Origin of the sequence: Clostridium lacusfryxellense (assembly GCF_018861735.1) — a bacterium.
Lineage (GTDB): Bacteria > Bacillota > Clostridia > Clostridiales > Clostridiaceae > Clostridium_AD > Clostridium_AD lacusfryxellense.
Window position 1 is genome coordinate 42,329 of sequence record NZ_JAHLEB010000007.1, and the last position, 26,024, is coordinate 68,352.

Annotated in this window: 16 protein-coding genes; 15 read left to right on the top strand and 1 reads right to left on the bottom strand. The window is 31.9% G+C overall.

Annotation, left to right across the window (positions count from 1 at the left end):
• Positions 1-13 precede the first annotated feature (13 nt).
• The 9 genes from KPL55_RS06190 (at position 14) to KPL55_RS06230 (ending at position 13,469) form a co-directional block, all read left to right on the top strand.
• Positions 14-1,693 (top strand): adenylyl-sulfate reductase subunit alpha, encoded by a 1,680-nt coding sequence (locus KPL55_RS06190; protein ID WP_216305833.1) that lies wholly within the window; start codon positions 14-16, stop codon positions 1,691-1,693.
• Positions 1,683-1,997, top strand: coding sequence for a 4Fe-4S dicluster domain-containing protein (locus KPL55_RS06195; RefSeq protein ID WP_216305834.1), 315 nt, complete (start codon positions 1,683-1,685; stop codon positions 1,995-1,997). The genes KPL55_RS06190 and KPL55_RS06195 overlap by 11 nt, the downstream gene beginning before the upstream one ends.
• A gap of 11 nt (positions 1,998-2,008) precedes the next feature.
• On the top strand, positions 2,009-2,809 hold the full coding sequence (gene cysD, locus KPL55_RS06200) for a sulfate adenylyltransferase subunit CysD (RefSeq protein WP_216305835.1): 801 nt from the start codon (positions 2,009-2,011) through the stop codon (positions 2,807-2,809).
• Between the two features lie 14 nt (positions 2,810-2,823).
• Complete coding sequence (locus KPL55_RS06205) at positions 2,824-4,533, top strand: sulfate adenylyltransferase subunit 1 (protein ID WP_216305836.1); 1,710 nt, start codon at positions 2,824-2,826, stop codon at positions 4,531-4,533.
• A 375-nt stretch (positions 4,534-4,908) separates the two neighbouring features.
• Positions 4,909-6,609: an ABC-ATPase domain-containing protein gene (locus KPL55_RS06210; RefSeq protein WP_216305837.1), complete on the top strand. Its 1,701-nt coding sequence runs from the start codon at positions 4,909-4,911 to the stop codon at positions 6,607-6,609.
• Between the two features lie 75 nt (positions 6,610-6,684).
• Positions 6,685-7,716 (top strand): threonine aldolase family protein, encoded by a 1,032-nt coding sequence (locus tag KPL55_RS06215; protein ID WP_216305838.1) that lies wholly within the window; start codon positions 6,685-6,687, stop codon positions 7,714-7,716.
• A 322-nt stretch (positions 7,717-8,038) separates the two neighbouring features.
• Positions 8,039-9,499 carry an ATP-binding protein gene (locus KPL55_RS06220; RefSeq protein WP_246599325.1) on the top strand — a complete coding sequence of 487 codons (1,461 nt, stop codon included), beginning with the start codon at positions 8,039-8,041 and terminating at the stop codon, positions 9,497-9,499.
• A 167-nt stretch (positions 9,500-9,666) separates the two neighbouring features.
• A complete protein-coding gene (locus KPL55_RS06225) occupies positions 9,667-12,408 on the top strand; it encodes a chemotaxis protein CheB (RefSeq protein ID WP_216305839.1) in 2,742 nt (913 codons plus the stop codon).
• Positions 12,409-12,485: 77 nt separating this feature from the next.
• Complete coding sequence (locus KPL55_RS06230; protein WP_216305840.1) at positions 12,486-13,469, top strand: DUF3231 family protein; 984 nt, start codon at positions 12,486-12,488, stop codon at positions 13,467-13,469.
• Positions 13,470-13,612: 143 nt separating this feature from the next.
• Here KPL55_RS06230 and KPL55_RS26315 read toward each other — a convergent pair whose 3' ends face one another.
• Positions 13,613-13,741, bottom strand: a complete 129-nt coding sequence (locus KPL55_RS26315) for a CPC_1213 family protein (RefSeq protein ID WP_281418815.1) — start codon at positions 13,739-13,741, stop codon at positions 13,613-13,615.
• Positions 13,742-14,011: 270 nt separating this feature from the next.
• On the opposite strand from KPL55_RS26315, the gene KPL55_RS06235 reads away from it, so the two are divergent.
• The 6 genes from KPL55_RS06235 (at position 14,012) to KPL55_RS06260 (ending at position 25,944) form a co-directional block, all read left to right on the top strand.
• Positions 14,012-17,440, top strand: a complete 3,429-nt coding sequence (locus KPL55_RS06235) for a pyruvate carboxylase (protein WP_216305841.1) — start codon at positions 14,012-14,014, stop codon at positions 17,438-17,440.
• 285 nt (positions 17,441-17,725) lie between these two features.
• On the top strand, positions 17,726-19,456 hold the full coding sequence (locus KPL55_RS06240) for a solute:sodium symporter family transporter (protein ID WP_216305842.1): 1,731 nt from the start codon (positions 17,726-17,728) through the stop codon (positions 19,454-19,456).
• Between the two features lie 51 nt (positions 19,457-19,507).
• Entirely contained in the window at positions 19,508-20,524 is a 1,017-nt protein-coding gene (locus tag KPL55_RS06245; protein ID WP_216305843.1) for a LacI family DNA-binding transcriptional regulator, read from the top strand.
• A 257-nt stretch (positions 20,525-20,781) separates the two neighbouring features.
• The gene (locus tag KPL55_RS06250; protein ID WP_216305844.1) at positions 20,782-22,557 is read left to right on the top strand and encodes a methyl-accepting chemotaxis protein; all 1,776 of its coding nucleotides are present in this window, start codon (positions 20,782-20,784) and stop codon (positions 22,555-22,557) included.
• Between the two features lie 179 nt (positions 22,558-22,736).
• Positions 22,737-23,729: an SNIPE associated domain-containing protein gene (locus KPL55_RS06255; RefSeq protein WP_216305845.1), complete on the top strand. Its 993-nt coding sequence runs from the start codon at positions 22,737-22,739 to the stop codon at positions 23,727-23,729.
• 145 nt (positions 23,730-23,874) lie between these two features.
• The gene (locus tag KPL55_RS06260; RefSeq protein ID WP_216305846.1) at positions 23,875-25,944 is read left to right on the top strand and encodes a penicillin-binding transpeptidase domain-containing protein; all 2,070 of its coding nucleotides are present in this window, start codon (positions 23,875-23,877) and stop codon (positions 25,942-25,944) included.
• The last annotated feature ends 80 nt before the right edge of the window (positions 25,945-26,024 follow it).

Sequence of the window (26,024 nt, forward strand, 5' to 3'; positions counted from 1 at the left end):
CTAGGAGGGTATAATGAAGCTAGAAACAAAAATATTAGAAACTGATATATTAGTTGTCGGTGGCGGCACTTCTGGATGTTATGCTGCATTAACTCTAAGCCAGCATGAAGACATGAATATTATAGTTGTAGATAAAGCTAATATAAAAAGAAGTGGATGTTTAGCTGCAGGAGTTAATGCAATCAATGCATATATTAATGAAGGGTATACTCCAGAAGACTTTGTTGACTACGTAAAAAAGGAAGCGGAAGGAATTATAAGGGAAGACTTAGTATACTCTATAGCTAAAAATTTAAATAAAGTTACCAGAAACATGGAAAAATTAGGCCTTACTATTTTAAAAGATTCTGGCGGAAAGTATGTTACTCGTGGCAAAAGAAGTATTAAGATAAATGGAGAAAACATAAAACCCCTTCTTGCAAATGAGGTAGAATCTAAGAGAAATATACAGGTTTTAAACAAGGTAAATATAATAGATTACATTATTAAAGATAAGGTTGTTATCGGTGTTTATGGATTCCATGTAGAAGAAAACATTTTTTATGTAATTTATTCTAAAGCTGTTATTTGTACAACGGGTGGAGCGTCAGGCCTATATAAACCAAATAATTCTGGCTTTTCTAAACATAAGATGTGGTATTCTCCATTTAACACAGGTGCAGGTTATGCTATGGGTATAAGAGCGGGGGCTGAGATGACTTCTTTTGAAATGAGGTTCATAGCACTCAGGTGTAAGGATACTATTGCACCAACTGGTACTGTAGCTCAAGGAATAGGTGCAAAGCAAGTTAATGGTAATAATGAAAATTACGTAAGAAATTATGGAAAGCCACTAACGACAACGCGTTTATTTGCAACTGTTGAGGAAAATCGGAAAGGGTTAGGGCCTTGTTATTTAAATACTAAGGGTATATCAAAGGTCGTTGAAGAGGAACTTTATAAGGCGTATCTTAATATGGCACCAGCCCAAACCTTAAAATGGATTGAAAATGGAATTGGTCCTAGCACTGAAAATCTGGAAATAGAAGGTACAGAACCTTATATAGTTGGAGGTCACGCAGCTAGTGGATATTGGGTAGATGTTAACCGAGCTACTAGTATTTCAGGCTTATATGCAGCTGGGGATGTAGCAGGTGGAAGTCCTAAAAAATATGTAACTGGTTGTTTTGTTGAAGGTGAAATTGCAGCTGTTGCTGCAACTGAGTTTATAAAAAACAAGAAAAATGAGTTGTTAAAAGAAGATGAAATTAACTCTAAAGTTTTATTTTTAGAAACTTTGCTTGAAGATGTTTGCGGAATGTTTTCTGTAAATGAAATTGAAGAAGCTATGCAAAAGGTAATGGACGAATATGCAGGTGGTATATCTAAAAACTATGTATATAATTCTAAAAGATTATACATTGCAAGTGTAAAAATAGAGGAACTCTTAACTCTATCCAAGGATCTTCACGCAAACGATATGAGGGATTTACTTCAAATATTTGAAGTTATTGATAGATTATATGTTTGCAAAGTTTTAATAGTTCATCTTTTAAATAGGACAGAAACCCGCTGGAAATGTTATGGCGAGAATGCAGATTTCCCAGAGAAGGATGAAAATATGCTTAAATATGTAAATTCAATTTATAAGGATGGGAAAGTAAAGGTTGTACTTAGAAATTTAATAAAGAGAGATGAAGTTTATGAGCATTAAAATAATCCCGCAAAAATGTGTAGGTTGTGGAAAATGCCTCAATGTCTGCCCTGGGAATCTTATATATAAGAAAGAAAACTCAAAAGCATATATAAAATATCCCGAGGAGTGCTGGGGATGTTGCGCATGTGTTAAAGAGTGCCCAGCCTCTGCCATAAATTATTATCTTGGAGTTGACATTGGAGGAAAAGGAACTTATTTAAATACAAAAAAAGAAAAGAATCTCCTTCATTGGCATATACATAAACCAAAAGGTGAAGAGATAATTATTACAACAAATGAAACAGAAGCTAATAAATATTAGGAGGTAGAATTATGAATCATTTAGATACATTAGAAGCAGAAAGTATTTTCATACTAAGAGAATCATATAAAAAATTAGGTAAACTAGGAATGTTATGGTCGATTGGAAAAGACTCAACAGTATTATTGTGGCTTGCTAAGAAAGCCTTTTTTGGACATTGTCCTTTCCCTTTTATTCATGTGGATACTAAACATAAAATACCAGCAATGATTGAATATAGAGATATGATTGCTAAAGAGTTTAATATTGACCTTATAGTTCATACAAATCAGGAAGCAATCGACGCAGGTATGGGACCAGATAAAGGAAGACTTGTTTGTTGTAAAGCTCTAAAAACAGATGGCCTTCAACAAGTGGTTACGAAATATGAATTTGACGGATTAATTCTAGGAATTAGAAGTGATGAGGAAGGTTCCCGCTCTAAAGAAAGAGTATTTAGTGAAAGAAATAAGGATTCCGAATGGGATTACACTAATCAAGCACCAGAACTTTGGGATCAATTTAAAACTGACTTTCCAAAGGGAAATCATATTAGGGTTCATCCTATACTTCATTGGAATGAAATAGATATATGGTCTTATATACAAAGAGAAAATATACCACTTATAGATTTATATTTCGCAAAGGATGGAGAAAGATATAGAAGTCTTGGCTGTGCTGAGTGTACTGGTAAGATAAAGTCTAATGCTACAACAATAGATGACATAATTGAAGAATTAAAACACACAACTACTGGTGAGAGAGCAGGAAGAGCTCAGGATCAAGAAGATTCATATGCTATGCAAAAGCTTCGTAAAGATGGATATATGTAAGGGAGGTCATACTAATGGAAAATACAAGAGAACAATTAAGAATAGTTGCAGTAGGACACGTAGATCACGGTAAATCTACAGTAATTGGAAGATTATTGTATGATACAAAATCACTACCAGAAGGCGCAATTGAAAAAGTTAAAAAAATTGCTAAAGAAACTGGTAAACCTTTTGAATATGCATATTTATTAGATGCTTTTGAAGAAGAACAAAAACAAGGAATTACAATAGATACAACATCTCTTCAATTTCACACTGACAAAAGAGATTATGTAATTATAGATGCACCAGGACATATAGAATTTCTTAAAAACATGATAACAGGTGCAGCTAGTGCTGAAGCAGCATTGCTTATAATTGATGCTAAAGAAGGAATTCAAGAACAATCTAAAAGACATGGTTATATATTATCGCTCCTTGGAATTAAACAGGTTTGTGTTGTAGTTAATAAAATGGATCTTATAAACTATAGTCAAGAAAAGTTTAATATTATAAAAAAACAAATGGACGATTTTTTAAAGAATTTAAATGTACACCCTATGAGTTATATTCCTATTTCAGCATTTTATGGTGAGAACTTGACTTCAAAATCTGAAAAATTATCATGGTATACGGGACCAACAGTGCTTGAAGCATTAGATTTATTCTCTCAAGAAGAGGGACTTGAAGCAAAACCTTTAAGATTCCCTATTCAAGACGTATATAAGTTTGATGATAGGAGAATAATTGCAGGAAGAATAGAAGCAGGTAGCCTTAAGATTGGAGATGAAATTCTTATTTCACCATCAAACAGAACTACAAAAGTTAAGAGTATAGAAGCTTTTGTAGAAAAAGACAGGGTTGATATATTATCTGCAGGAATGTCAGTCGGAATTACTTTTGAAGATGAGTTTTTTAATAAACGAGGAGAGATAATTTCCCACAAATCAAATGCTCCTATTACTTCTGACCTCTTTAAAACGAACATATTTTGGATGGGAAAAAATAATTTTGTAAAAGGTAAAAAATATAAGATTAAGCTTGTAACCCAAGAAGTGGAATGCGAAATTATATCATTTGATAAGGTTATAGATGCGAGTACTTTAGCAACTTATGAAAATGCGCTTGAAGCAAAAACTAATGACGTTGCAGAAGTTACTATAAAGACAAAGGAAAAGATATGTTTTGATAAATTTTCCGATAACCAAAACACTGGTAGATTTGTAATAGTAGATGGTTATGATGTAAGTGGTGGTGGAATTATTTCAGGCGTTGTAGAGGCGGATGAAGTGGTTGCAACTAGCTTTAACAAAGATGGAATTAATCTCCCAATAAATTGTTTTGACGAATATTATTTTGATATTAAAGCGTTAGACATTAAGAAAAAAATATTAAAGTCGACTCAATATAAAGTTGGAGAGATCATACCTTTCCTTGGACAAAGTTATGACTTTACAGAAAACTTTGATGTAATAGCCTTAAATGCAAGACTTGTTGCTAAAATAAGAGCGGGCAAGTTAATTGATGTTATATCAGTTAAAGACTATTCTTATGATTCTATAGCCTTAATTAATGAAAAAGGGTTTGGTATCAACTTAACCTCAGAAAAAGATTTATTAGACTACAAGAATGATTATAAAGATGGAGTTAATGAAACTTTTGCAGATAAATGGCTTAATTTTACAAAGTATAGAACTATAAAGTTTAGTGATATTATAGAAGAAATACTAGAATATGAAATCTAAATCATAATAAATGCCGGCTAATATGAATATTAATCATCTTAGCCGGCATTTTTATATTTCGTTTTCTATTTGTCTAGATACATAACTAGAAGGCAATATCTTACTAGTTTTAATTTTAAAAATGAAATAATAAAATTTAAATAATATAATTATTATTAATACAATTTTCATAATTATACTGTCCATTAGTATTAGTGGAAAAGCTATCATACTGTCCGCAAATAATAATATTAAAACCTTTTGCTTTATTGTTAAGGATCTATGTATAATTAGTTTATAATTTGTACTTATTTTGATATAATGTTTATTATATCATTAATAAATTGAAATATTTTGTATCTTGAAATATTTTATGAAATATAAGAGGAGAGTTACATGAAGAATTCTGAAACATTAAAAAAAGATCTAGATAGAATTGATGGGAAAAGTTATAGATTATATAAAGAATTAGAAGGTGAATATGATTTCGGTGATTATGTGCTTTGCATAGATCATGTTCAAGGCGACCCTTTTGCAGCTCCGTCTAGAATTAGAATAGTAGTAAATCAGAATATATCTAAATTCCCAAAGGAAATTTTTGATAATAAAAACAAAAATATAGCAGTAAGCGATTATTTAACAAGAGAATTTTACTTAAATATTAATAAATGCTCACAAAAAGTTTTTGGATCTGGAAAAAGTGGTCTTATAGCGATAAGTAAATGCCCACAAGAGATATTAGAGAGGACTTCAATAATAATAGATGAGAATAAAATAGAAGCTAGATTTTATGTTGGGTTCCCAGCAAGAGGAAGAAGTGTTTTATCAAAAGAGCTTGAGAAAATTTTATATAATGTTATACCCAGTATAATAGAGAAAACTTTATTATATAAAAACATTAATAGTGAAAAATTGATAAGTAGAGTAAGACTTGTTGAAGATCAAGAAGCTATAAGAACACATCTGGATAGTCGTGGACTAGTTGCATTTGTAGCTAATGGATCAATGTTGCCTCGCGAGAGTGGCATATCTTCCAAGGCATTGACTCTTGGCAAAGCCTTTATATCACCTAAAGAATTAGAAGTAGAGTTTAATACAAAAAGCAAAGGAATAATAAGAGGTATGGGTATTAAAAAAGGAATAACTCTTATTGTAGGTGGAGGATATCACGGTAAATCTACACTACTAAGGGCACTAGAGCTTGGGGTTTATAATCATATTGAAGGTGATGGTAGAGAATTAGTTATAACAGATGGGACAGCTTTAAAAGTAAGGGCAGAAGATAGTAGAAGTATAACTAAAACGGATATATCCCTATTTATAAGTAACTTACCTAGTGGTCAAGGTACTACTCAGTTTTCTACTCAAAATGCAAGTGGTAGTACATCACAAGCAGCAAGTATTATAGAAGGTTTAGAAAGCGGAGCAAAGGTTTTATTAATAGATGAGGATACTTCAGCTACTAATTTCATGATGCGTGATGACTTAATGCAGAGACTAGTATCTAAAGAAAAGGAGCCAATAACGCCATTTATTGAAATTGCGGGACCTTTATATAAGCAAAAATGTATTTCAACAATTATGGTTGTAGGAAGTTCAGGGGATTTTTTTGATATAGCGGATTGTGTGGTTCAATTGGATAATTATAGGGCAATGGACGTTACAAAAGAGGCTATAGATTTAAGCCTTGGTCATATTACTAAAAGAGTTTCTGAAAGGGCGTTAACTATAAATATTACATTTAACAGAATAATAAAAGCAGGAACAATTACTCAAGGGGATAAGGGTATTAAAATAAAAGCAACGTGCCTTAGTACATTAAGTATAAATCGAGAGGATATAGATTTAAGGGCAGTAGAGCAGATAGTAGATAATGAACAAGTAAATGCAATTGGCTTAATTATGAAATGGGCAGAAGTTAACATTATGAGTAAGGGATTAGGTTTTGATAAAATGGTGGATAATATATTTTGTAAGTTGAATAAGGATGGGTTAAAGTCCATAGATAATTTAAAAGGTGGAAGTGGAAACTTAGCTATGCCTAGAAGGCAAGAAATAATGGCCACATATAATAGATATAGAAATCTTAAAGTATAAAAAATTGATTTTAGCAATTTCAAATATAGCAATTTGAGATAAGAATAACATAAGATATCGAAAGGGGAATAACAAATGTATAGTTTTAAAAATGATTATAGTGAAGGTGCTCACCCTAGTATTTTAAAAGCATTAATGGAAACAAATATGGAGCAAGAAGATGGGTATGGAGAAGACAAGTATTGCGAGAAAGCAATCAAACTGTTAAAGGGAAAACTAGAATGTGATGATGTTGATATACATATGTTTTGCGGTGGAACTCAAACAAATCTTACTTCAATTTCTGCTTTTTTAAGACCACATGAGGCTGTTATTTCAGCAAACACAGGACATGTACTAGTTCATGAAACTGGTGCAATAGAAGCAACAGGACATAAAGTTATTTCTATGTTAGTTGATGACGGAAAACTTAAACCTAAACACATAAAAATGGCATTAGACGAGCATAATGACGAGCACATGGTAAAACCTAAAATGGTTTACATATCCAATCCGACAGAAATAGGAACTATATATAAGAAACAAGAATTAAAAGATTTAAGTGATTTCTGCAACAAAAACGAAATAATTTTATATATGGATGGAGCTAGGCTAGGATCTGCACTGTGTTCAAAAGAAAATGATATAGAAATTTCGGATCTACCAAAACTTACTGACGCTTTCTACATAGGTGGAACTAAAAATGGTGCACTAATGGGAGAAGCTCTTGTGTTATGTAATGATTCTCTTAAGGAAGATTTTAGGTATCATATAAAGCAAAAGGGTGGGTTACTTGCAAAGGGTAGGGTAATCGGAATACAATTTTTGGAGTTATTTAAAGATGATATTTACTTTGAATTAGCAAAACATGCCAATGGTATGGCGGAGATGTTAAAAATAGGGATAACTAACTGTGGGCATAAGTTTTTAATAGATTCATATACAAATCAAATATTTCCAATAATTCCAAACAAAATAATTGAAAAACTTGAAGAAAAGTATTCATTTATTGTATGGCAAAAAATTGATGAAGGAAATTCTGCTATAAGGCTTGTAACATCATGGGCAACAAGGGATGATATGGTTAAGGCATTTATTGAGGATTTGGGGTTGTTAGAAAGAATATAAGCGTTTTATGTATAATGAACGTGTTAGCGATGATAGCTAATTACAATTAAATTGAGATTTCATAACTGAAAAGATAGTAAAACCTTAAGATAAGGTCTTGCTATCTTTTTTATTTTGATGAATTTACAAGGTATAAATGTATTATGTGCGGAGTTTGCCGAAAGTTGCGAACGATTTTTAGCAATTGATAAACAATAAATGAAGGAAATTATGGATATTTGTAGAAATATAAATATAATAAATGTAAATATAGTGAGTAATGTATTGATAAAAATATGATTAAACTCACTATTTAAATAACTAATAAAAGGAGATATGCATTATGAAAAATATAATGCCAAGTATATATTTAGATTATAATAACGAGAATGTTGATGCAAATGAATTTATAGGAAAAGATATTATAGAAAAAGATGATATAGAAAAAAAGTTAAATGAAAAAATATTACAACTTGAAGAGGAGTTGCAGTATACAAAGGAATGCCTCCAAACATCAAATGAGGAGCAACTTGTTTATAATGAAGAGATTCTAAGCACAAACGAAGAAATTAAATCAGTAAATAATGAACTTATAAAAATTAACAGCCAGTATCAACAAAAGAATGAAGAATTGGCTGATCTATATAATGACATGAAAAATTACCTTAATAGTACTGATATAGGTACAGTTTTTCTTGATGAAAATTTATGCATTAGAAAGTTTACGCCGAGTATTACTAAAGAGATAAACCTTAAGGGAAAGGATATTGGGAGGCCACTAAATCATATAGTAAGTAATCTGATTAATGACGATCTAAACATTGGTGCAAGTGAAGTATTAAGCAGTGGCATGATGTATGAGAAAGAAACTCAAAGTAAAAATGGAAACTGGTATTTGTTGAAATGTGTGCCAGACCGTACAACACAGAATTTAATTAAAGGAGTAGTCTTATCTCTTGTAGATATAACAAATAAGAAATTATTGAATGAAACAATTTTATCTGAGAATTTAAAAACAGAGTTTTTCACGAACCTTTCTCATGAACTGAAAACACCGTTAAATGTAATTTTATCTGCACTTCAACTTTTGGATACATTTACAGGTCGCGAAGATATTAAAGATAAAGAAATAAAAACTAAAAAGTATAATAACATAATGAAACAGAATTGTTATAGACAATTAAGACTAGTTAATAATATGATTGATATTACAAAACTTGATGCTGGATTTTATGAATTAAATCTACAAAATTGTAATATAGTAAATATTGTTGAGAGTGTTGCTTTGTCAGTATCCGAATATATTAAAACTAAATCAATTGAATTGATTTTTGATACTGATATTGAGGAGTGTATAATATCCTGCGATCCAGAAAAGATTGAAAGAGTAATATTAAATCTACTTTCCAATTCAATAAAGTTTACAAAACCGGGTGGGAGTATGACAGTAAACATGTATGATAAAGGAGAAAATATTATAATATCAATAAAAGATACAGGAATAGGTATTCCAAATGATAAGTTAGATATTATTTTTGATAGGTTTAGGCAGGTAGATAGGTCACTAACGCGTAAGCAAGAGGGCAGTGGTATTGGGCTTTCTATTGTAAAATCATTAGTGGAATTACACGGGGGCCAAATTTCTGTAACTAGTGAATACGGAAAAGGAACAGAGTTTATAATTATACTTCCAGTGATGACATTGCCAATAGAAAATGATAAATATGGGGTGTTTGAGGTTGAATCACAGGACAGAATTGAGAGAGTTCATATTGAATTTTCAGATATCTATTCTTTAAATTAGAAACTCAATTATATGAAATAATAAACTATACCCTCTAAAATGCCTTTAAAATGGAATGTTGCTATAAACAACATGGGAATTTATAAACTATTATATCCTAGTTACGAATACTTTGTTATAATGGGAAGATAAATGGCGTGTTTTTAATTTGCGAATGGAGGAATATAATGAAAGAGAATAATAAGATAGATAAAAATAAAAAGAATATAAACTCTGGAGGTAATGCTCTTAAAATAGATACAATAAAATTAGACTTTTCAATAGTTGGAATTGGAGCCTCTGCAGGAGGACTAGATGCACTGTCTATTTTCCTCGGAAGTGTGCCTAGAGATAGTGGATTGGCCTTCGTTATAGTTCAACACATGGAGAAGAATAGTAAGACTATTTTGGTGAATCTACTTCAAAATGCTACAACTATGAAAGTTATACAGGCATATGAGAATGTATCTATTGAGCCAAATGTGGTCTACGTAATTCCCCCAGACAAGAACATGTCTATTAAAAATAATCTGATACATATTTCCGACTTTATTGAGCCCCATAATCTGCGTCTGCCAATAGATTTCTTTTTTTCTTCCCTAGCAAAGGATAAGCAGGAGAGGAGTATTGGAATCATACTTTCAGGAATGGGAAAGGATGGTACAGCTGGACTTAGAGAAATTAAGGAAAATGGAGGAATCGTTTTTATCCAGGAACCGTCTTCAGCTAAATTTGGGGACATGCCTTCCAGTGCTATAAGGGAAGGTTTAGCAGACATTATATCTACGGTAGATATAATGCCCTCAAAGATTATTTCATACATTGAGGATAAGCCTCAGGTGATTATGGCTGACAAAGAGAGCGCAGTTAAATTCATGAACTACATTGACAAGATTATAGTCATGTTACGAACACATACAGGACATGATTTTTCTTCATATAAAAAACACACCATACAACGTAGGATTGAGAGGTGTATGAGTATCCATCAAATTGACGATATATCAACATATGTCGATTTTTTGAAAGCTAATCCTCAGGAATTAAATTTATTATTTAAAGAATTTTTAATTGGTGTTACTAATTTCTTTAGAGAACCCATAGAGTGGGAATTACTAAGGGAGAAAGTTATACCAGCACTCTTAAATAATCGTTCGGCCACTGATACAGTGAGGGTTTGGATATCTGGCTGTTCCACTGGCGAAGAGGCTTACTCCTTGGCGATAGTCTTCAAAGAGGTAATGGAGCAATTAAAACCTACCCAGAATTTTTCTGTGCAAATTTTTGCTACTGATCTGGACAATGAGGCTATTGATAAAGCACGGGAGGGGATTTTCACTGGTAATATCGCAAAAGATATGTCCGCGGAGCGTTTAAACAAATATTTCGCCAAGGTGGATCGTGGTTATCAGGTTTCTACAGAAATTCGGGACATGATTATTTTCGCTCAGCAAAACATGATCAAGGATCCACCATTTACAAAAGTTGATGTAATGATTTGCCGGAACCTTCTTATATACCTAACCCCAGAAATTCAAAAAAAACTTATTCCTCTTTTTCACTACAGTCTTAATAGTGGCGGATTTTTGTTTTTAGGAAGTGCAGAGTCTGTGGGTAATTTTACTAATCTATTTAAACCACTTGATCTTAAATCGCGAATTTACCAGAGACTTAGACCATTAATTCAGACGGAGCCTATAGAATTTCCAAACTCCTTTGCTCCGTATCAACCAGAAGTGAACCATCCGTCGGATGATGTTCAAAATATGCAGTCACTTGCGGATAAACTGATTTTGCAATGTTATTCACCGGCCACAGTACTAGTCAACGGTAAAGGCGATATCCTATACATTACTGGTAGGACAGGTAAATACCTAGAACCAGCTGCAGGTAAGGTTAATTGGAATATTTTTGCCATGGCCCGTGAAGGGATAAACTATAAACTGAATGACGCCTTCTACAAGGCTGTTAGGCAGGGAGAGACGGTTACTTCCAAGAATATTGTTGTGCTAAACGAAGGTGGAACGCTGGTGGTTGATATTTCTGTCAATCCTCTCAAAGATCCAGAGGCATTGCGTGGAATGGTAATGATCATCTTTACCGATGTTACCAGCACTAATGCAACAGGATTAGTAAACACAGCTGGACCAATAAGCACAATTGGAATGATTTCGGAAGGTAACACGCGTGAGGAGGAACTTGAGAGGGAACTACTCCAAACTCGCCAAATGTGGCAAGTTGCTGGTGCAGAAATGCAGATATCACAAGAGAAATTCAAATCCAGCAATGAGGAATTACAGTCATGCAATGAAGAGCTGCAGTCGACAAATGAGGAACTTACCACAACTAAGGAAGAAGTACAGTCATCAAATGAAGAGCTGAAGACTATAAATTTCGAACTGCAAACCAAGTTAGATGATCTGTCACTTGTCACCAGCGATATGATGAATTTAATGGACAGCACTAAAATTGCTACATTGTTTTTAGATAACACATTGCTAGTTAAGCACTTTACAAGCCAGATGACTGTAGTATCTAGACTTATTCTAAGTGACGTAGGGAGGCCAATTACTGATATCGCGTCAGACCTTATTTATCCTGAACTGACAGAGGACGCTCTGGAGGTGCAACGTACGCTGACTACTATTGAAAAACAGATTATGTCTCGTAATGGGAGTTGGTTTAACTCGTGCATTATGCCTTACCACACGTTAAATGGTGAGAACGATGGTGTGGTGATCACTTTTGTAAATATCACTAAATCAAAGGAGCTAGAGACGGAGATCAATAAGACAAATTTGGATTTGGAAAAGAAGATTGTGGATCAAGAGAGCCAGTTATTATTGGTAAATGATAGGCTAATAGATGAAGTAGCACGAAATCATAATGAAGTTGCTGCAACAATAGACCAAAAGCATAGTAAGTTGTAAATATTTCATCCCTCAAAGTATAGTTATAAGTTGTTTTACGCATACTAATAACAATATACAATTGAGGGGTGAAGGTATTGGATATAATTTCATTAATAAAGAAAGTTACGAAGAGAGATGACGTTATAGATATTCAGGAGGCATATAATATATATGGTCTTCTAAGAGCAAGATATGTAAGTACTCAAACAGTTCAATTATTTAAGAACTTTGTTCATGATGTAAGTTGGGAAGTAGTTTTAAATGAATTTCAGAAAAATTTTGAAAATCAAATAAATAATCTAGAAAAATTAGGTGAAAAATTTCGTATAATTATGCCAAATAGACCACCTGTTGACGTTAAGTTTGCAACCCGTCTTAATGATGTAACAGATGATTATATCTATAAAAAGATATACCATGACCTTGTAGCGCAGCTGATGTCTCTTAGTCATGCAGTTCGATCAAGTAGTACTAATGATAATTTAAGAGGTATTATCATACAAGATTTAAAAACTCATTTTCAGGACTTTGATATACTTTATAAGTTTGGTAAATTGAAGGGCTGGGAAGAAGCTTATCCTACATATAAGACAGCTATTCTACAAGAAAAAGAAGCGCTTTCCACGTCGGAAGCATTTCATATTTGGGATCATATTGTTATGCGATATGAACAAATTGAACTCATTGGTGTATTCTCAAGTTTTGCTCATGATACTGAGTTTAAGGTAATACTTCAACATGGGTCATATGTTTATAACAAGCAGGTTAAAAAGCTAGAGGACTTAGCTCTAAAGCTTAATATTCCGCTTCCTAACAGATCGGCACTACCAGTAACGACGCCAATAGATCCTGAAATGATTACGGATAAGTTTATGTACCGAATAATTTTGAGTTGGCAATTATCAGCCTTAGATGCACACCTTAGAGCAATCATTGAGACTATTAGGAATGAGTCACTGCGTAAGTTATGGACCAGTCTCCTTGATGTAGAGTTAGCGTATTACGATAAATATCTTAAATATGGAAAAATGAAGGGGTGGACAAGAGTAGTCCCAATTTATGGTGAGCCTGTAACATAAATTTAAAAAAGCTACGTTGATCATTAATAAAATTACATAAAAAAGCCTATAATAACACAGATAGTTGTGTCAATAAGTTATATGGTTGATAACAAAAGAGAGTTTAAGAGCAGTAACCTGCCTTTTAACTCTCTTTTGTTTATTTAATCCTTTTTTTCCATGTGTTCAAAAACTACTCTAGCACTTTCTTCATGGCCGTGTTTAATATTTTTTTTCTTGAAGTTTTTATCTTCTTTTTTATTGTTTTTAGTTGATGCCATTTTATTATCCATATACACTTCTCCAATCTTAAGTATTTTATTTAACAGAATCTAATTACACTTTAGTAAACTGATGATCTAAATAGTTTTAACTATTTAAACTTTAATATACTTAATTTATATTTTGATTTATATAAGTCGAAAATAAATAAGTAATGCCATATTTATTTCATTGCATTTTCACTTAAAATCATGTATTCTAATGAATAATGATTAAGCTATAATTAAATGATTTATAAATTATATATTACGGATTAAAGGATAAATAAGGAGGTAACAAAATTGAAAAAATTTAAGAGAGTATTAGTAGCAAATAGAGGAGAAATCGCTATAAGAGTTTTTAGAGCTTGTAACGAACTTGGAATTCGTACAGTAGCAATTTATTCAAATGAGGATAAATATTCATTGTTCAAAACTAAGGCAGATGAAGCATATCTAATCGGGAAAAACAGAAGTCCTGTTGAGGCATATTTAAATATTGAAGAGATAATCAGTATTGCACTTAAAAAGGGTGTAGATGCTATTCATCCTGGATACGGATTTTTATCGGAAAATCCTGAATTTGCGAAAAAGTGTGCTAAGGCCGGTATAGAATTTATTGGACCAACAGCTGAAATGATGGATAGTCTTGGTGATAAAATTAAATCTAAAATTGTTGCAAATTCAGTTGGAGTTCCAACTATACCTGGAGATAAAAAAGAAGTTGAAACAGTTGAGGAAGCAAAGATACTCGCTGGAAAATGTGGATACCCAGTTATGATAAAGGCGGTTGCTGGCGGCGGCGGACGAGGTATGAGAATTGTTCGAACGGAAGACGAATTACCTTCTGCTTATAGAAGTGCTAAAAGTGAAGCAAAGAAAGCATTTGGTATTGACTATCTTTATATAGAAAAATATCTTGAAAAGGCAAAACATATTGAAGTACAGGTTCTCGGAGATAAATTTGGTAATATTGTTCATTTACATGAGCGTGATTGCTCTATCCAAAGAAGGCATCAAAAGGTAGTCGAATATACTCCTGCTTTTTCTATATCAGAAGAAATAAGAAATAGTATCTGTAATGATGCTTTAAAAATAGCTAAATCAGTAAATTATAGAAGTGCTGGAACATTGGAGTTTTTAGTAGATACTAATGGGAATCATTATTTTATAGAAATGAACCCTAGAATTCAAGTTGAACATACTGTTACGGAAATGGTAACAGGCATTGATATAGTACAAAGTCAAATACTTATAGCAGAAGATTACGCATTAAATTCTCCTGAGATAGGAATTAACTCCCAAGAAGATGTTAAGGTTAATGGTTATTCTATTCAGTGTCGTATAACAACAGAGGATCCATCTAATAACTTTGCACCTGATACTGGGAAAATAGAAGAATATAGAACAGGATCTGGTTTTGGAATAAGGCTTGATGGTGGTAATGGGTTTGCGGGAGCAATAATTAGTCCTTACTATGATAGTTTACTCGTAAAAAATATATCATGGTCTAGAACATTCCATGATGCTATAAAGAAGTCTATAAGGGCTGTTGAAGAAACCAGAATTACAGGAGTAAAGACTAACATAGGCTTCCTAATCAATGTACTAAATCATCCTACTTTTTTAAAGGGCGAGTGTAATACAAGTTTTATTGAGGATAATCCTGAATTGATATCTATTAATCCTCAGGCAGATGAAGAAAGTAGAGTTCTGAAGTTTATTGGTGAAAAAATGGTAAATGAAACTAATGGCGTTAAAAAGCTTTACGATGTTCCAGTAGTACCTAAAATTATAATGCCAGGTGAACTTAGTGGTACAAAACAGATTTTAGATACGCAGGGAACAGAGGGACTTTTAAAATGGATCAAAGGACAAAACAAATTATTGTTAACTGATACTACTATGAGAGATGCTCATCAATCATTAATGGCAACTAGAGTGAGAACAAAGGATATGTTAAAGATAGCAACTGCTACCTCAGTTTATGGAGCAGATTTATTTTCTCTTGAGATGTGGGGTGGAGCTACTTTTGATGTAGCATATAGGTATTTAAATGAATCCCCATGGGAAAGACTCACAGAACTTCGAAAGAAAATTCCTAATGTGCTTTTTCAGATGCTTATACGTGGAGCAAATGCAGTAGGGTATAAAAATTATCCTGATAATATAATTCGTGAATTTATTAAAGAGTCAGCAAGTTCTGGTATTGATGTGTTTAGAATATTTGATTCTCTAAACTGGTTAAAAGGAATGGAAATTTCAATAGAAGAGGTTATTAAAAGCGGTAAAGTGGCAGAGGCTTGTATCTGCTATACCGGGGATATCTTAAATGATAAAAAAGATAAATACAATTTAGATTATTATATTAAGCTTGCTAAGGAAATTGAAAAAACAGGAGCTCATATTTTAGGAATAAAAGATATGTCAGCGCTGCTTAAACCTCACGCTGCTTTTAAATTAATTAATGCTTTAAAGCAGGAAGTAGGAATGCCTATTCATCTGCATACTCATGATACTACAGGAAATGGGGTTGCTACAGTTCTAATGGCGGCGCAAGCAGGGGTAGATATTGTAGATACAGCATTTAACAGTATGTCAGGGCTCACTAGTCAACCCGCTTTAAACTCGGTTGTTGCAGCACTTAAAAATACTGATAGAGACACAGGTTTAGACCTCAAAGGAATTCAGGGTATTTCAGATTACTGGGATGCGGTAAGACCTGTTTATGAAGGATTTAAATCTGACCTAAATTCTGGTTCTGCTGAAATTTATAGATATGAAATTCCAGGAGGTCAATACTCTAATCTTAAACCTCAGGTTGAGAGTTTTGGACTTGCACATAAATTTAATGAAATTAAAGAAATGTATAAAGAGGTAAATGATATGGTAGGGGATATTGTAAAGGTAACTCCATCATCTAAGATGGTTGGGGATTTTGCAATATTTATGGTCCAAAATGACCTTACACCAGAAAATATATATGATAAAGCAACAAAAATGTCTTTCCCGGATTCAGTTGTATCATATTTTAAAGGGATGATGGGTCAACCAATGGGTGGATTCCCAGAAAGACTTCAAAAATTAGTGCTAAAAGGTGAGGAGCCAATTACATGTAGACCTGGTGAACTACTTCCAGATGAGGATTTCGCGAAGATAGAAAAACACTTAATAGAGAAGTTTGATATCACTCCAGGTAAAAAAGATATACTTAGTTATGCATTATACCCTGATGTATTTGATGGATATATAAAATATATTAAGGAATTTGGAGATTTAAGTAGGATCGGAAGCGATATTTATTTCCATGGTCTCAATGAGGGCGAAACTTGCGAAGTTGAGATTGCTGATGGAAAATCTCATATGATAAAATTACTACACATTAGTAAACTGGATTTAGAAGGTAACAAAGTTCTTATTTTTGAGGTAGATGGGAATAGGCGTGAAATAAAAATAAAAGATAGAAATAATAAAGTTGCTTTAGCTTTCCAATCCTCAGAAATGGCTGATTCATCAAATCCACTTGAGGTTGGATCACCTATACCTGGAACTGTTTTGTCTATCCTTGTTTCAGAAGGGGATGAAGTAGTCGAAAATCAACCTATAATGGTAGTTGAGGCTATGAAGATGGAGACTAGGGTAATAGCTTCAATAACAGGCAAGGTTGAGTCTATTAATGTTAAAGAAGGTCAGCAAGTAAAGGCCGGAGAATTATTAATGAATTTGAAATAAAAAAGTAGAATAAGATAAACGCCTTTTACTATTGCAGAAAAACTGTATATAGTATAGGGCGTTTTTTTAATGGCATCTAAAAATTGACATTGTAATAATGAAATGTATATGTTACCATAGACACAGAAAAGGTTTTCTTTACTAAAAATAAATTATTTTAGTAAAATAATTTATTGACAAGCGTACTATAAAAGTACGTATTAAATTTAGGAAAATAGAAAAGGTTTTCTATAACTTTATTTGAAAAGCTTTTCTATTTAATAAACTAAGATATGGAGATGTAATATGCAAGTCTTAATTATTGGTTCATTTTTATTTTTTACAATTTTAGTTGCAGTATATACTTATTTTAAATTAAAAGGGAACAACAAAAAAAAGGTATCTAAGGATTCGTATTTCCTAGGAGGACGTAGTTTAACTGCGGGAGTTATTGGATCATCACTTTTACTTGCAAATTTGAGTGCTGCAAATTTTGTTGGTATGAGCGCACAATCTTACAGTGGGAATATGAGTAACATGGCATATGAAGTTACATCAGGACTTGTTCTTGTTGTTGTTGCTATGTTTTTATTACCAAAGTATTTGAAACAAGGAATAACAACTGTACCAGATTTCCTTGAAGACAGGTTTGATTCTGGTGTTAAAAAAACAGTTTCAATATTGTTTTTATTGTTATACATATTAAATTTATTGCCAACTACTCTTTATTCAGGAGCTATTGCACTAAGTCAAATATTTGATTTGCAAAACGCTTTTGGAATAAGTTATGAGGCAAGCATTTGGATTACTGTATGGGTTATAGGCATAATTGGTTTTTTCTACGCAATAATAGGAGGACTCAAAGCAATGGCAATAGCTGATACATTAAATGGTATTGCACTTGCCATTGGAGGACTCATGGTACCTTTCTTTGGATTTTTATATCTTGGCAAAGGTAACTTTTCTACAGGAGTATCAAATTTTATTATGACTTCACCAGAAAAGTTTAATGCAGTTGGTTCATCAACTGATCCGGTTCCTTTTGGAGCAGCGTTTACAGGATTGATATTAGTTAATCTTTATTATTGGGGAACTGACCAATCTATTATACAAAGAGCTCTAGCTGCTAAAAATCTTAAAGAAGGCCAAAAGGGAGTAATCTTTGCAGGGTTTTTAAAAGTAATGACGCCACTAATTGTAATAATACCTGGAATAATAGCTTTTCAAATATTTGGAGGGTCGGCAATAAACCCTGACCTTATGTATTCTAAACTTGTTAATGTAGTGCTTCCTAAACCATTAACAGGATTCTTTGCAGCAGCAATGTTTGGTGCAGTATTAAGTACATTTACTGGAGTTTTAAATAGCGCTTCAACATTATTTGCTTTGAATGTATATGGACCAATTTTTGGAAAAGGTAAAAGCGATGAAGAAGTTGTTTCTAAAGCTAAATACTTTGGTATAATAATAGCAATAGTATCAATGTTTATAGGACCATTTATAATGTATGTACCACAAGGGTTATTTCAATATTTACAAACAATAAATGGATATTTTAATGTTCCTATATTTGCTGTAGTGTTCATTGGATATGTTACAAAAAGAGTTCCAGCAATTGCAGCAAAGATATCATTAGTATTTTTCGTAGGGACTTATGGTATATTGCAACTAGTGATAAAACCCGATCTTAATTTCCTTTATCAGCTAGCAATATTATTTGTAGTAAGTTGTCTACTTATGCTTATAATAGGTAAAATTAAGCCACGAGAAACTCCATATGTAATGAAAATGAAAAATGTAGTTAATGTAGAACCTTGGAAGTTTCGTTATGAAGCTAGTGGAGTAGTTGTATTTCTTATGATATCAATGTATATAGTATGCTCAAAACTTGGTATCGCAGCTGCTAATGGAGCTACAATTTATACATTTATATATGTTTTAATAGTAGGGGTAATTACAGTACTTACAGTTTTCATTATAAAAAAGAAAGGTTTAGAGAAAATTAAAAATAGCGAAGATAAACTTAATTTAAATTAATATTCGAATCATATTCATTGATATAAACACTTTGATTTTGGGGAGGACATAATGAGAGTTAATATAAGGGATGTTGCAAAGGAAGCAAATGTTTCTATGAGTACTGTATCTAGAGTTCTAAACGAAAATTACCCTGTTAAAGAGGAAACTAGAATTAGAGTTGAAAAAGCAGTAAGTAAATTAAATTTCAGTCCTAATTTGCTCGCTAGATCTTTAATTAGTCAAAATACAAAAACAATAGGAATAATAGTTCCGAGTATAAACAATCTTTTTTTTCCAACTGTAATTAAAGCTATTGAATATGAACTTAGAATAAAAGGTTATTCTATTTATTTATGTGATACGGATGAGAATGCTAGCGAAGAAGTAAAATATATAAAATCTCTAATGGGCAGGCAGGTAGACGGAATTATACTTATTGATCCGAAAACAGAAAATATGAAAAATGGTTTTTATGAGACCGTGGGAAAAGATGTACCACTTGTATCAATAAATGGATACAATAATAACATAAATTGTAATTTCGTGCTTAACGATGAAGCTGGTGGTGCAAGACAAGTTATGTCATATCTTTTAGAACTTGGACATAAGAATATAGTTTTTGTAAGAGGCAAGGAAAGTTATTCATATGATATAAAAGAAGATGTTTATAATAAATTCATGGACGAGCATAATTTAACAAACCAAAAGAAAATTATAGATATCGGTGAAGGCAATAGTAATGAAACCGTTGAAGGTACAATGAATATATTGAGTATAGAATTATCTAAACTAAAGGGACCAATAGCTGTTTTTGCTTGCAATGATTTAATGGCTCTTGGAGTTTTGAATGCTTGTAAAATAATTAATCTAAATGTACCTAGGGATGTTTCTATAATAGGTTTTGACAATATTTGCATTTCAAACATGGTTGAACCAAAGATTACAACAGTTGATCAAAATATGTATTTACTTGGAGAGCATGCTTCAAAGATGTTACTTAACTTAATTGAAAGTAATAACTCAAAAGTTAGTAGAATTGAGTTGAAAACACAACTTATTATCAGAAATAGTTGTCATGCTATTTAAAATTCTCTAAAACATTAACCACAATTTTTATTGTGGTTAATGTTTTATTTTTTTATTAGTACACTACAATATTTAGTAACATTATTAAATAAAAACATATATAGTTTAAATTGGAGTTGACAAGAAATTACATAGAATAGCAAAAAAGTTTATGATATATTATATTAAGAAAACGTTTGCGACGTACAACGTAAATTCTAATGTATAAAGTATCTACAGGTTTTTATAAAAGGTAAACCAGGGGGGCATAAAATCAAATGAAAAAGATTAGTACTAAAATAGTTTTAATTGCTATCTCAATTGTAGTTTGTACTGCACTAATAATTGGGTCATTTGTTGCGTTTCAAAATTACAATACTAATTCTAAAATAACTGCTAAGTTAGAAAAAACTATGAGAAGTAATTTTGATCTTCAAATAAAATATCAGGTTGAAACAGTAATAGGGTTGCTAAGTTCAGTAAACCAAAAGGTTGAGAATGGTCAAAGTACAATTGAAGAAGGTAAGTTTGAAGCAAAAACATTATTAAGAGGCCTTAAATATGGGCAAGATGGTTTTTTTACAGTAGACACTGAAGAGGGGATTAATGTTGTATCAAATGGTACATCTGAAGAAGGTAAAAATCGTCTTGATAGTAAAGATGCAAGTGGTAAGTTATATATAAAAGATATTATAGCTCAAGGAATGAAAGAAAATGGAGGATATTCTGATTATTCGTTCCCAAAGGTTTCACAAACAAATCCGCTTCCAAAGAGGGGATATAGTCTCGAATTTATACCATTTAAATGGATAATTAGCACTGGTAATTATGTTAATGATATAAATATCACCATTGAGGCAAACAAGAAGGAACTTCAAGATGATTTTATTCAAGGAGTGGGTATACTTTTAGGAATAATATTAATCTTAATAGTTTTGTCTTCTACTGTTGCATATTACTTTAGTAAAAAGATAACTAAACCAATACTTCTAGTAAAAGAACTAGTAGATAAGACAGCGAATTTTGATTTATCTATTGAAAACAGATTTGAAGTATTAAAAAATTACAAAGACGAAACTGGAGAAATTGCTAAATCTGCTCTTAATTTAAGGTCCGAACTTAGAAACATTGTCAAACTCATTAAGAGTGATTCAAATGATGTTTTAAATTTTGCACAAGGACTATCAATATCTACAGGGGAAACAGTTATTTCTATACAAGGGGTTACTCAAACTGTTGAGGAACTTGCAAATGGGTGTAATTCACAAGCTAAAGATGCACAGGAAAGTGTAGAAAAGTTAAATGGTTTGTCAAGCGAAATTGACATTACTGTTGATAGCGCTATAAAGGCAAAAGTGTTTTCACAGGAAGTTAAAGGAATTAATAAATCAAGCAAGGACACATTTAAGGTGTTAAAAGTTAAGCTTGTTCAAAACAACTCAGCAACAATGGAGGTCTCAAGTAATATTGAAATTCTTTCAACAAAATCAGAATCTATTGGCAAGATAGTAAGTGCAATTGAGGCAATAGCAGCTCAAACTAATCTACTTGCACTAAATGCAGCCATTGAAGCTGCAAGGGCAGGGGAAGCTGGCAAGGGATTTGCCGTAGTGGCAGATGAAGTAAGAAAGCTAGCGGAACAAACCGCATCTTCAACTAAAGAAATTGGGATGGTGGTTAATGAAATTCAAAAGGAAATTATGAATTCTAAAACAAGTATGAGGGTAGGCGAAGGATTAGTAAGTGAGGTAGATGTTGCAATTGTTGACACTGATAAAGCGTTCTCTTTAATCGAGGAATCAATAGATAATGCATTGATTAAAATTACGCAGCTTACTGAGAATGTGTTGAAAATTGCTGAGGATAAAAATGAAGTTATACGTTTTATTGAATGTATTTCGGCGGTTTCGGAGGAAGCTGCCGCTGCAACGCAAGAGGTTTCTGCATCAATGGATTTACAATCTGAGAGTATGGAGAAAATTTCAACTACTAGTGAAGAATTAAAGACTATTTCAAATAGCTTAGAAAATTTGGTGAATAAATTTAAAATTTAATCCCAATAGACCTTAAAGATGTTAGTCTTTAAGGTCTGTTTTTTTATAAAAATATTATTGTTTACAATTATGAAACAATAAATTTACAAAAATATGAGTCTTAAGGGAAAGTTTGTATATTTAAAAAAAGGTATTTTGTGTTATAATGTAGATTGTTAAAGAAATAAGGAGGGTTTACAATGGCAATACTTACGTCTATTAAGGATGCACTAAACGCAAAGCAATATAAAACTGAGATTGAAAATTTAATTGAGGCTAATAAAAATTTGAAGTATATAAAACTAACTCCATCACAAATGGGGATGAGCCAAATATTATCTAGAACTAAAGAACTTGAAATTGAACTTGAAGGATATAATAATTTAATTGAGACTAAAACAAAAGATATAGAAGAACTCAAATTGGAATATAATAACCAAGCAAAATATCAATCAAAAGAATTTGAAGAAAAATTAAGTGAATATGATAATTTAATTGAACAAAAAAGAAAAGAGCTCGAAGATAAATCAGCAGAGTATGACGAGTTTAAAGAAAATAAAAGTAAGGAATACGAAGATTTAATTGGATTAAAATCTAATGAACTTAATGATAAATCTAATGAATTTGAAACCTTAATTGATACTAAAACTAAATCTATTGATGAACTTAATGTTCAATACAATAACTTAAAAACATCTGTAGATAGTTTGAAGACTCAAGTAATAAACTTAGATGCTGAAGTTTTAATGCAAAGTTTTGGAATTTCTAAACCTAAATACAATTTATTGGACACTGAAAAATCCTCTAAAATGCTTGAAGATATTAGAGAAAAGCAAATGGGAATGATTAAATCTAAAGAAGCTATAGAATTTAAGCAATGGGTTATTAATGGAAATTTAAAAGAAGATAGTCAAATAGTGGATGATAAGTCAGAAGATATGGTGAAACTAGTACTAAGGATCTTCAATGATGAGTGTGATGCTATAATTGATAAAGTAAAATATAGCAATGTAGAGGTAATAGAGAATATAATTAAAAAATTCTTCGGTGATTTAAATAAACTTGGCAATATAACACAGGTTAAGATATCTCCTAAGTTTTTTAATACTAAAATAGAAGAACTTTACCTTGCTTATGAATACAAACTAAAAAAACAAGAAGAAAAAGAAGAACAAAGAAGAATGGCAGAATAATACTTAACTATTTTTAAAAGGCCTATGCATTTTGCATAGGCCTTTACTTGTGCGATAACGTAATTAACAATTAAAATAAAAAACATAATTTACACTATTTAAGTAAACGTTCCAAGTGTTATAATAAGTAGGAGGTGATAAAAAAATGTCAAAAAAGAATCTGAAGATAATTTTGTTTGTTATATTAGGCATTATATTAGTAATATTAGGGGTATTTATGTTTAACATTTTTACAAAAGGTGAGAGTGCAACTAAAACATTCAATACATATAAGAATAACTGGGTAAAGCAGGACTATAAAAGTATGTATAACTTGCTTTCATCGGAAACTAAAAAAACAGTTACACAAAAGCAATTTGTGGATAAATACACTGCCATTTATAGTGGAATAGAAGCAAAAAACATATCAATTAAAGTTGAAAATGAGGATCAAATTAAGGAAGGAAACAAAAAAAATATTAACATACCATTTTCTATAGATATGGATACAACTGCGGGAAAATTAACGATGCCTGGATATAAAGCATCTATGGTAAAGGAAAAAATTGATAATAAAAAGCAGTGGACAATAGTTTGGGATGAGAAAATGATATTCCCTAGTATGGAAACTGGTGACAAGGTTAGGATAACTCCAGACTTAGCTGTACGAGGGGAAATTATCGATAGAGATGGAAAAGGACTTGCAATAAATGGCACGATGAATACCGTTGGTATTCACCCTAGTAGGTTTAATGCAAATAAGGAAACTAACATATCTGAAATGGCAAAGATATTAGATATTGATGTTTCTTTAATAGAAGATAAACTAAAAGCTAATTCAAATCCTGAGCAACTTGTACCGATTGTTAATATATTAAGTAGTGAAACAGCAAAAAAAGATGGACTTGATAAACTTATAGGTGTAAATGTAGTACCAACTACAGGAAGGGTTTATCCAGGTGGAGAAGCATTTGGGGCACTTATAGGTTACATTAGACCAATAACTGCAGAAGAACTAAAAAAGAACGCTAACAAGGGGTATAGCTCTGTGAGTTTAATAGGTGCAAAAGGGCTAGAGCAGGTTAATGAAGATAGACTTAAGGGAGAAAATGGAGCAACAATATATATATCCAAAGTAAAGGATGATAGTAAAGTTGTAATTCTTAAAAAAGAATCCAAAGCTGGTGAAAATATAAAATTATCAGTAAATACTGATTTGCAGAAGAAAATATATGAAGGAATGAAAAAAGAGCCAGGAGCCTCTGCTGCAATAAATCCAAAAACTGGAGAAGTATTGGCTTTAGTAAGTTCACCGTCATTTGATTCAAATGCTTATACCACATATAAATCTAATGCTCAACTTTTAGCATGGAAAAATGAAAGTGCTAAGGAACCATTTAAAAATAGATTTAGTGCTGCTTATTCACCGGGATCTACATTTAAATTAATAACAGCTGCAATTGGATTAGATAATGGGAAGATAAAACCTGATGAACTTGTAGGTATAACAGGAAAAAAATGGCAACTGGATGGCTCATGGGGACCACATATGGTTACTAGAGTTAATGATAAGGTAAGCTCAGTGAATTTAAACAGTGCATTTGTGTATTCTGATAATATATACTTTGCAAAGTCAGCAATTAATATTGGCGCTGAGGAATTTATAAAAGGAAGTAATAAATTTGGAATAGGTGAAAAGCTTCCAATAGGTTATCCTATAGCAAATTCACAAATAGCAAATGGTAACAAAATTAAAAACGACTCGGCACTTGCAGATACTGGGTATGGTCAAGGAGAAGTCCTAATGAGTCCACTCCAACTTGCACTTTCTTATAGCGCAGTGGTTAACGATGGAACTATTATGTCACCAACTTTAGAGTTCTTTAATGAAAAGGTAACATCTAAGGTATGGAAAGAAAGTGTAATATCTAAGGATAATATAAACATTATAAAAAATGATCTAACTGCAGTTATTGAGGACCCAAATGGTACTGCACATGATGTGAAAATTGATGGGGTAGCTCTTGCAGGTAAAACGGGAACAGCAGAGCTTAAAAAAGATGACAGCGATACAACAGGAAAAGAAAATGGGTGGTTTGTATGTATGGATACAGCTAATCCTAAAATAGTAGTATCCATGTTAATTGAAGATGTAAAAGATAAACACGGAAGTCACTTTGTTACGCCAATGGTAAAAGGTGTAATGGATTATTACATGCATAGTGAAGTGAAGTAGCTTTAATCATGAAAAAAACTAGTAATCTTCAATAATGAAGATTACTAGTTTTTTTAATTTGTGGGTGTAATGTAAGTAGT

Excerpts from the sequence above, each read along its gene's own strand:
- KPL55_RS06190 (WP_216305833.1), top strand. The coding sequence starts at position 14 with ATGAAGCTAGAAACAAAAATATTAGAAACTGATATATTAGTTGTCGGT.
- KPL55_RS06210 (WP_216305837.1), top strand. The coding sequence starts at position 4,909 with ATGAAGAATTCTGAAACATTAAAAAAAGATCTAGATAGAATTGATGGG.
- KPL55_RS06215 (WP_216305838.1), top strand. The coding sequence starts at position 6,685 with ATGTATAGTTTTAAAAATGATTATAGTGAAGGTGCTCACCCTAGTATT.
- KPL55_RS06260 (WP_216305846.1), top strand. The coding sequence starts at position 23,875 with ATGTCAAAAAAGAATCTGAAGATAATTTTGTTTGTTATATTAGGCATT.
- cysD (WP_216305835.1), top strand. The coding sequence starts at position 2,009 with ATGAATCATTTAGATACATTAGAAGCAGAAAGTATTTTCATACTAAGA.
- KPL55_RS06255 (WP_216305845.1), top strand. The coding sequence starts at position 22,737 with ATGGCAATACTTACGTCTATTAAGGATGCACTAAACGCAAAGCAATAT.
- KPL55_RS06240 (WP_216305842.1), top strand. The coding sequence starts at position 17,726 with ATGCAAGTCTTAATTATTGGTTCATTTTTATTTTTTACAATTTTAGTT.
- KPL55_RS06250 (WP_216305844.1), top strand. The coding sequence starts at position 20,782 with ATGAAAAAGATTAGTACTAAAATAGTTTTAATTGCTATCTCAATTGTA.
- KPL55_RS06205 (WP_216305836.1), top strand. The coding sequence starts at position 2,824 with ATGGAAAATACAAGAGAACAATTAAGAATAGTTGCAGTAGGACACGTA.
- KPL55_RS06225 (WP_216305839.1), top strand. The coding sequence starts at position 9,667 with ATGAAAGAGAATAATAAGATAGATAAAAATAAAAAGAATATAAACTCT.
- KPL55_RS06220 (WP_246599325.1), top strand. The coding sequence starts at position 8,039 with ATGAAAAATATAATGCCAAGTATATATTTAGATTATAATAACGAGAAT.
- KPL55_RS06195 (WP_216305834.1), top strand. The coding sequence starts at position 1,683 with ATGAGCATTAAAATAATCCCGCAAAAATGTGTAGGTTGTGGAAAATGC.
- KPL55_RS26315 (WP_281418815.1), bottom strand. The coding sequence starts at position 13,741 with ATGGATAATAAAATGGCATCAACTAAAAACAATAAAAAAGAAGATAAA.
- KPL55_RS06245 (WP_216305843.1), top strand. The coding sequence starts at position 19,508 with ATGAGAGTTAATATAAGGGATGTTGCAAAGGAAGCAAATGTTTCTATG.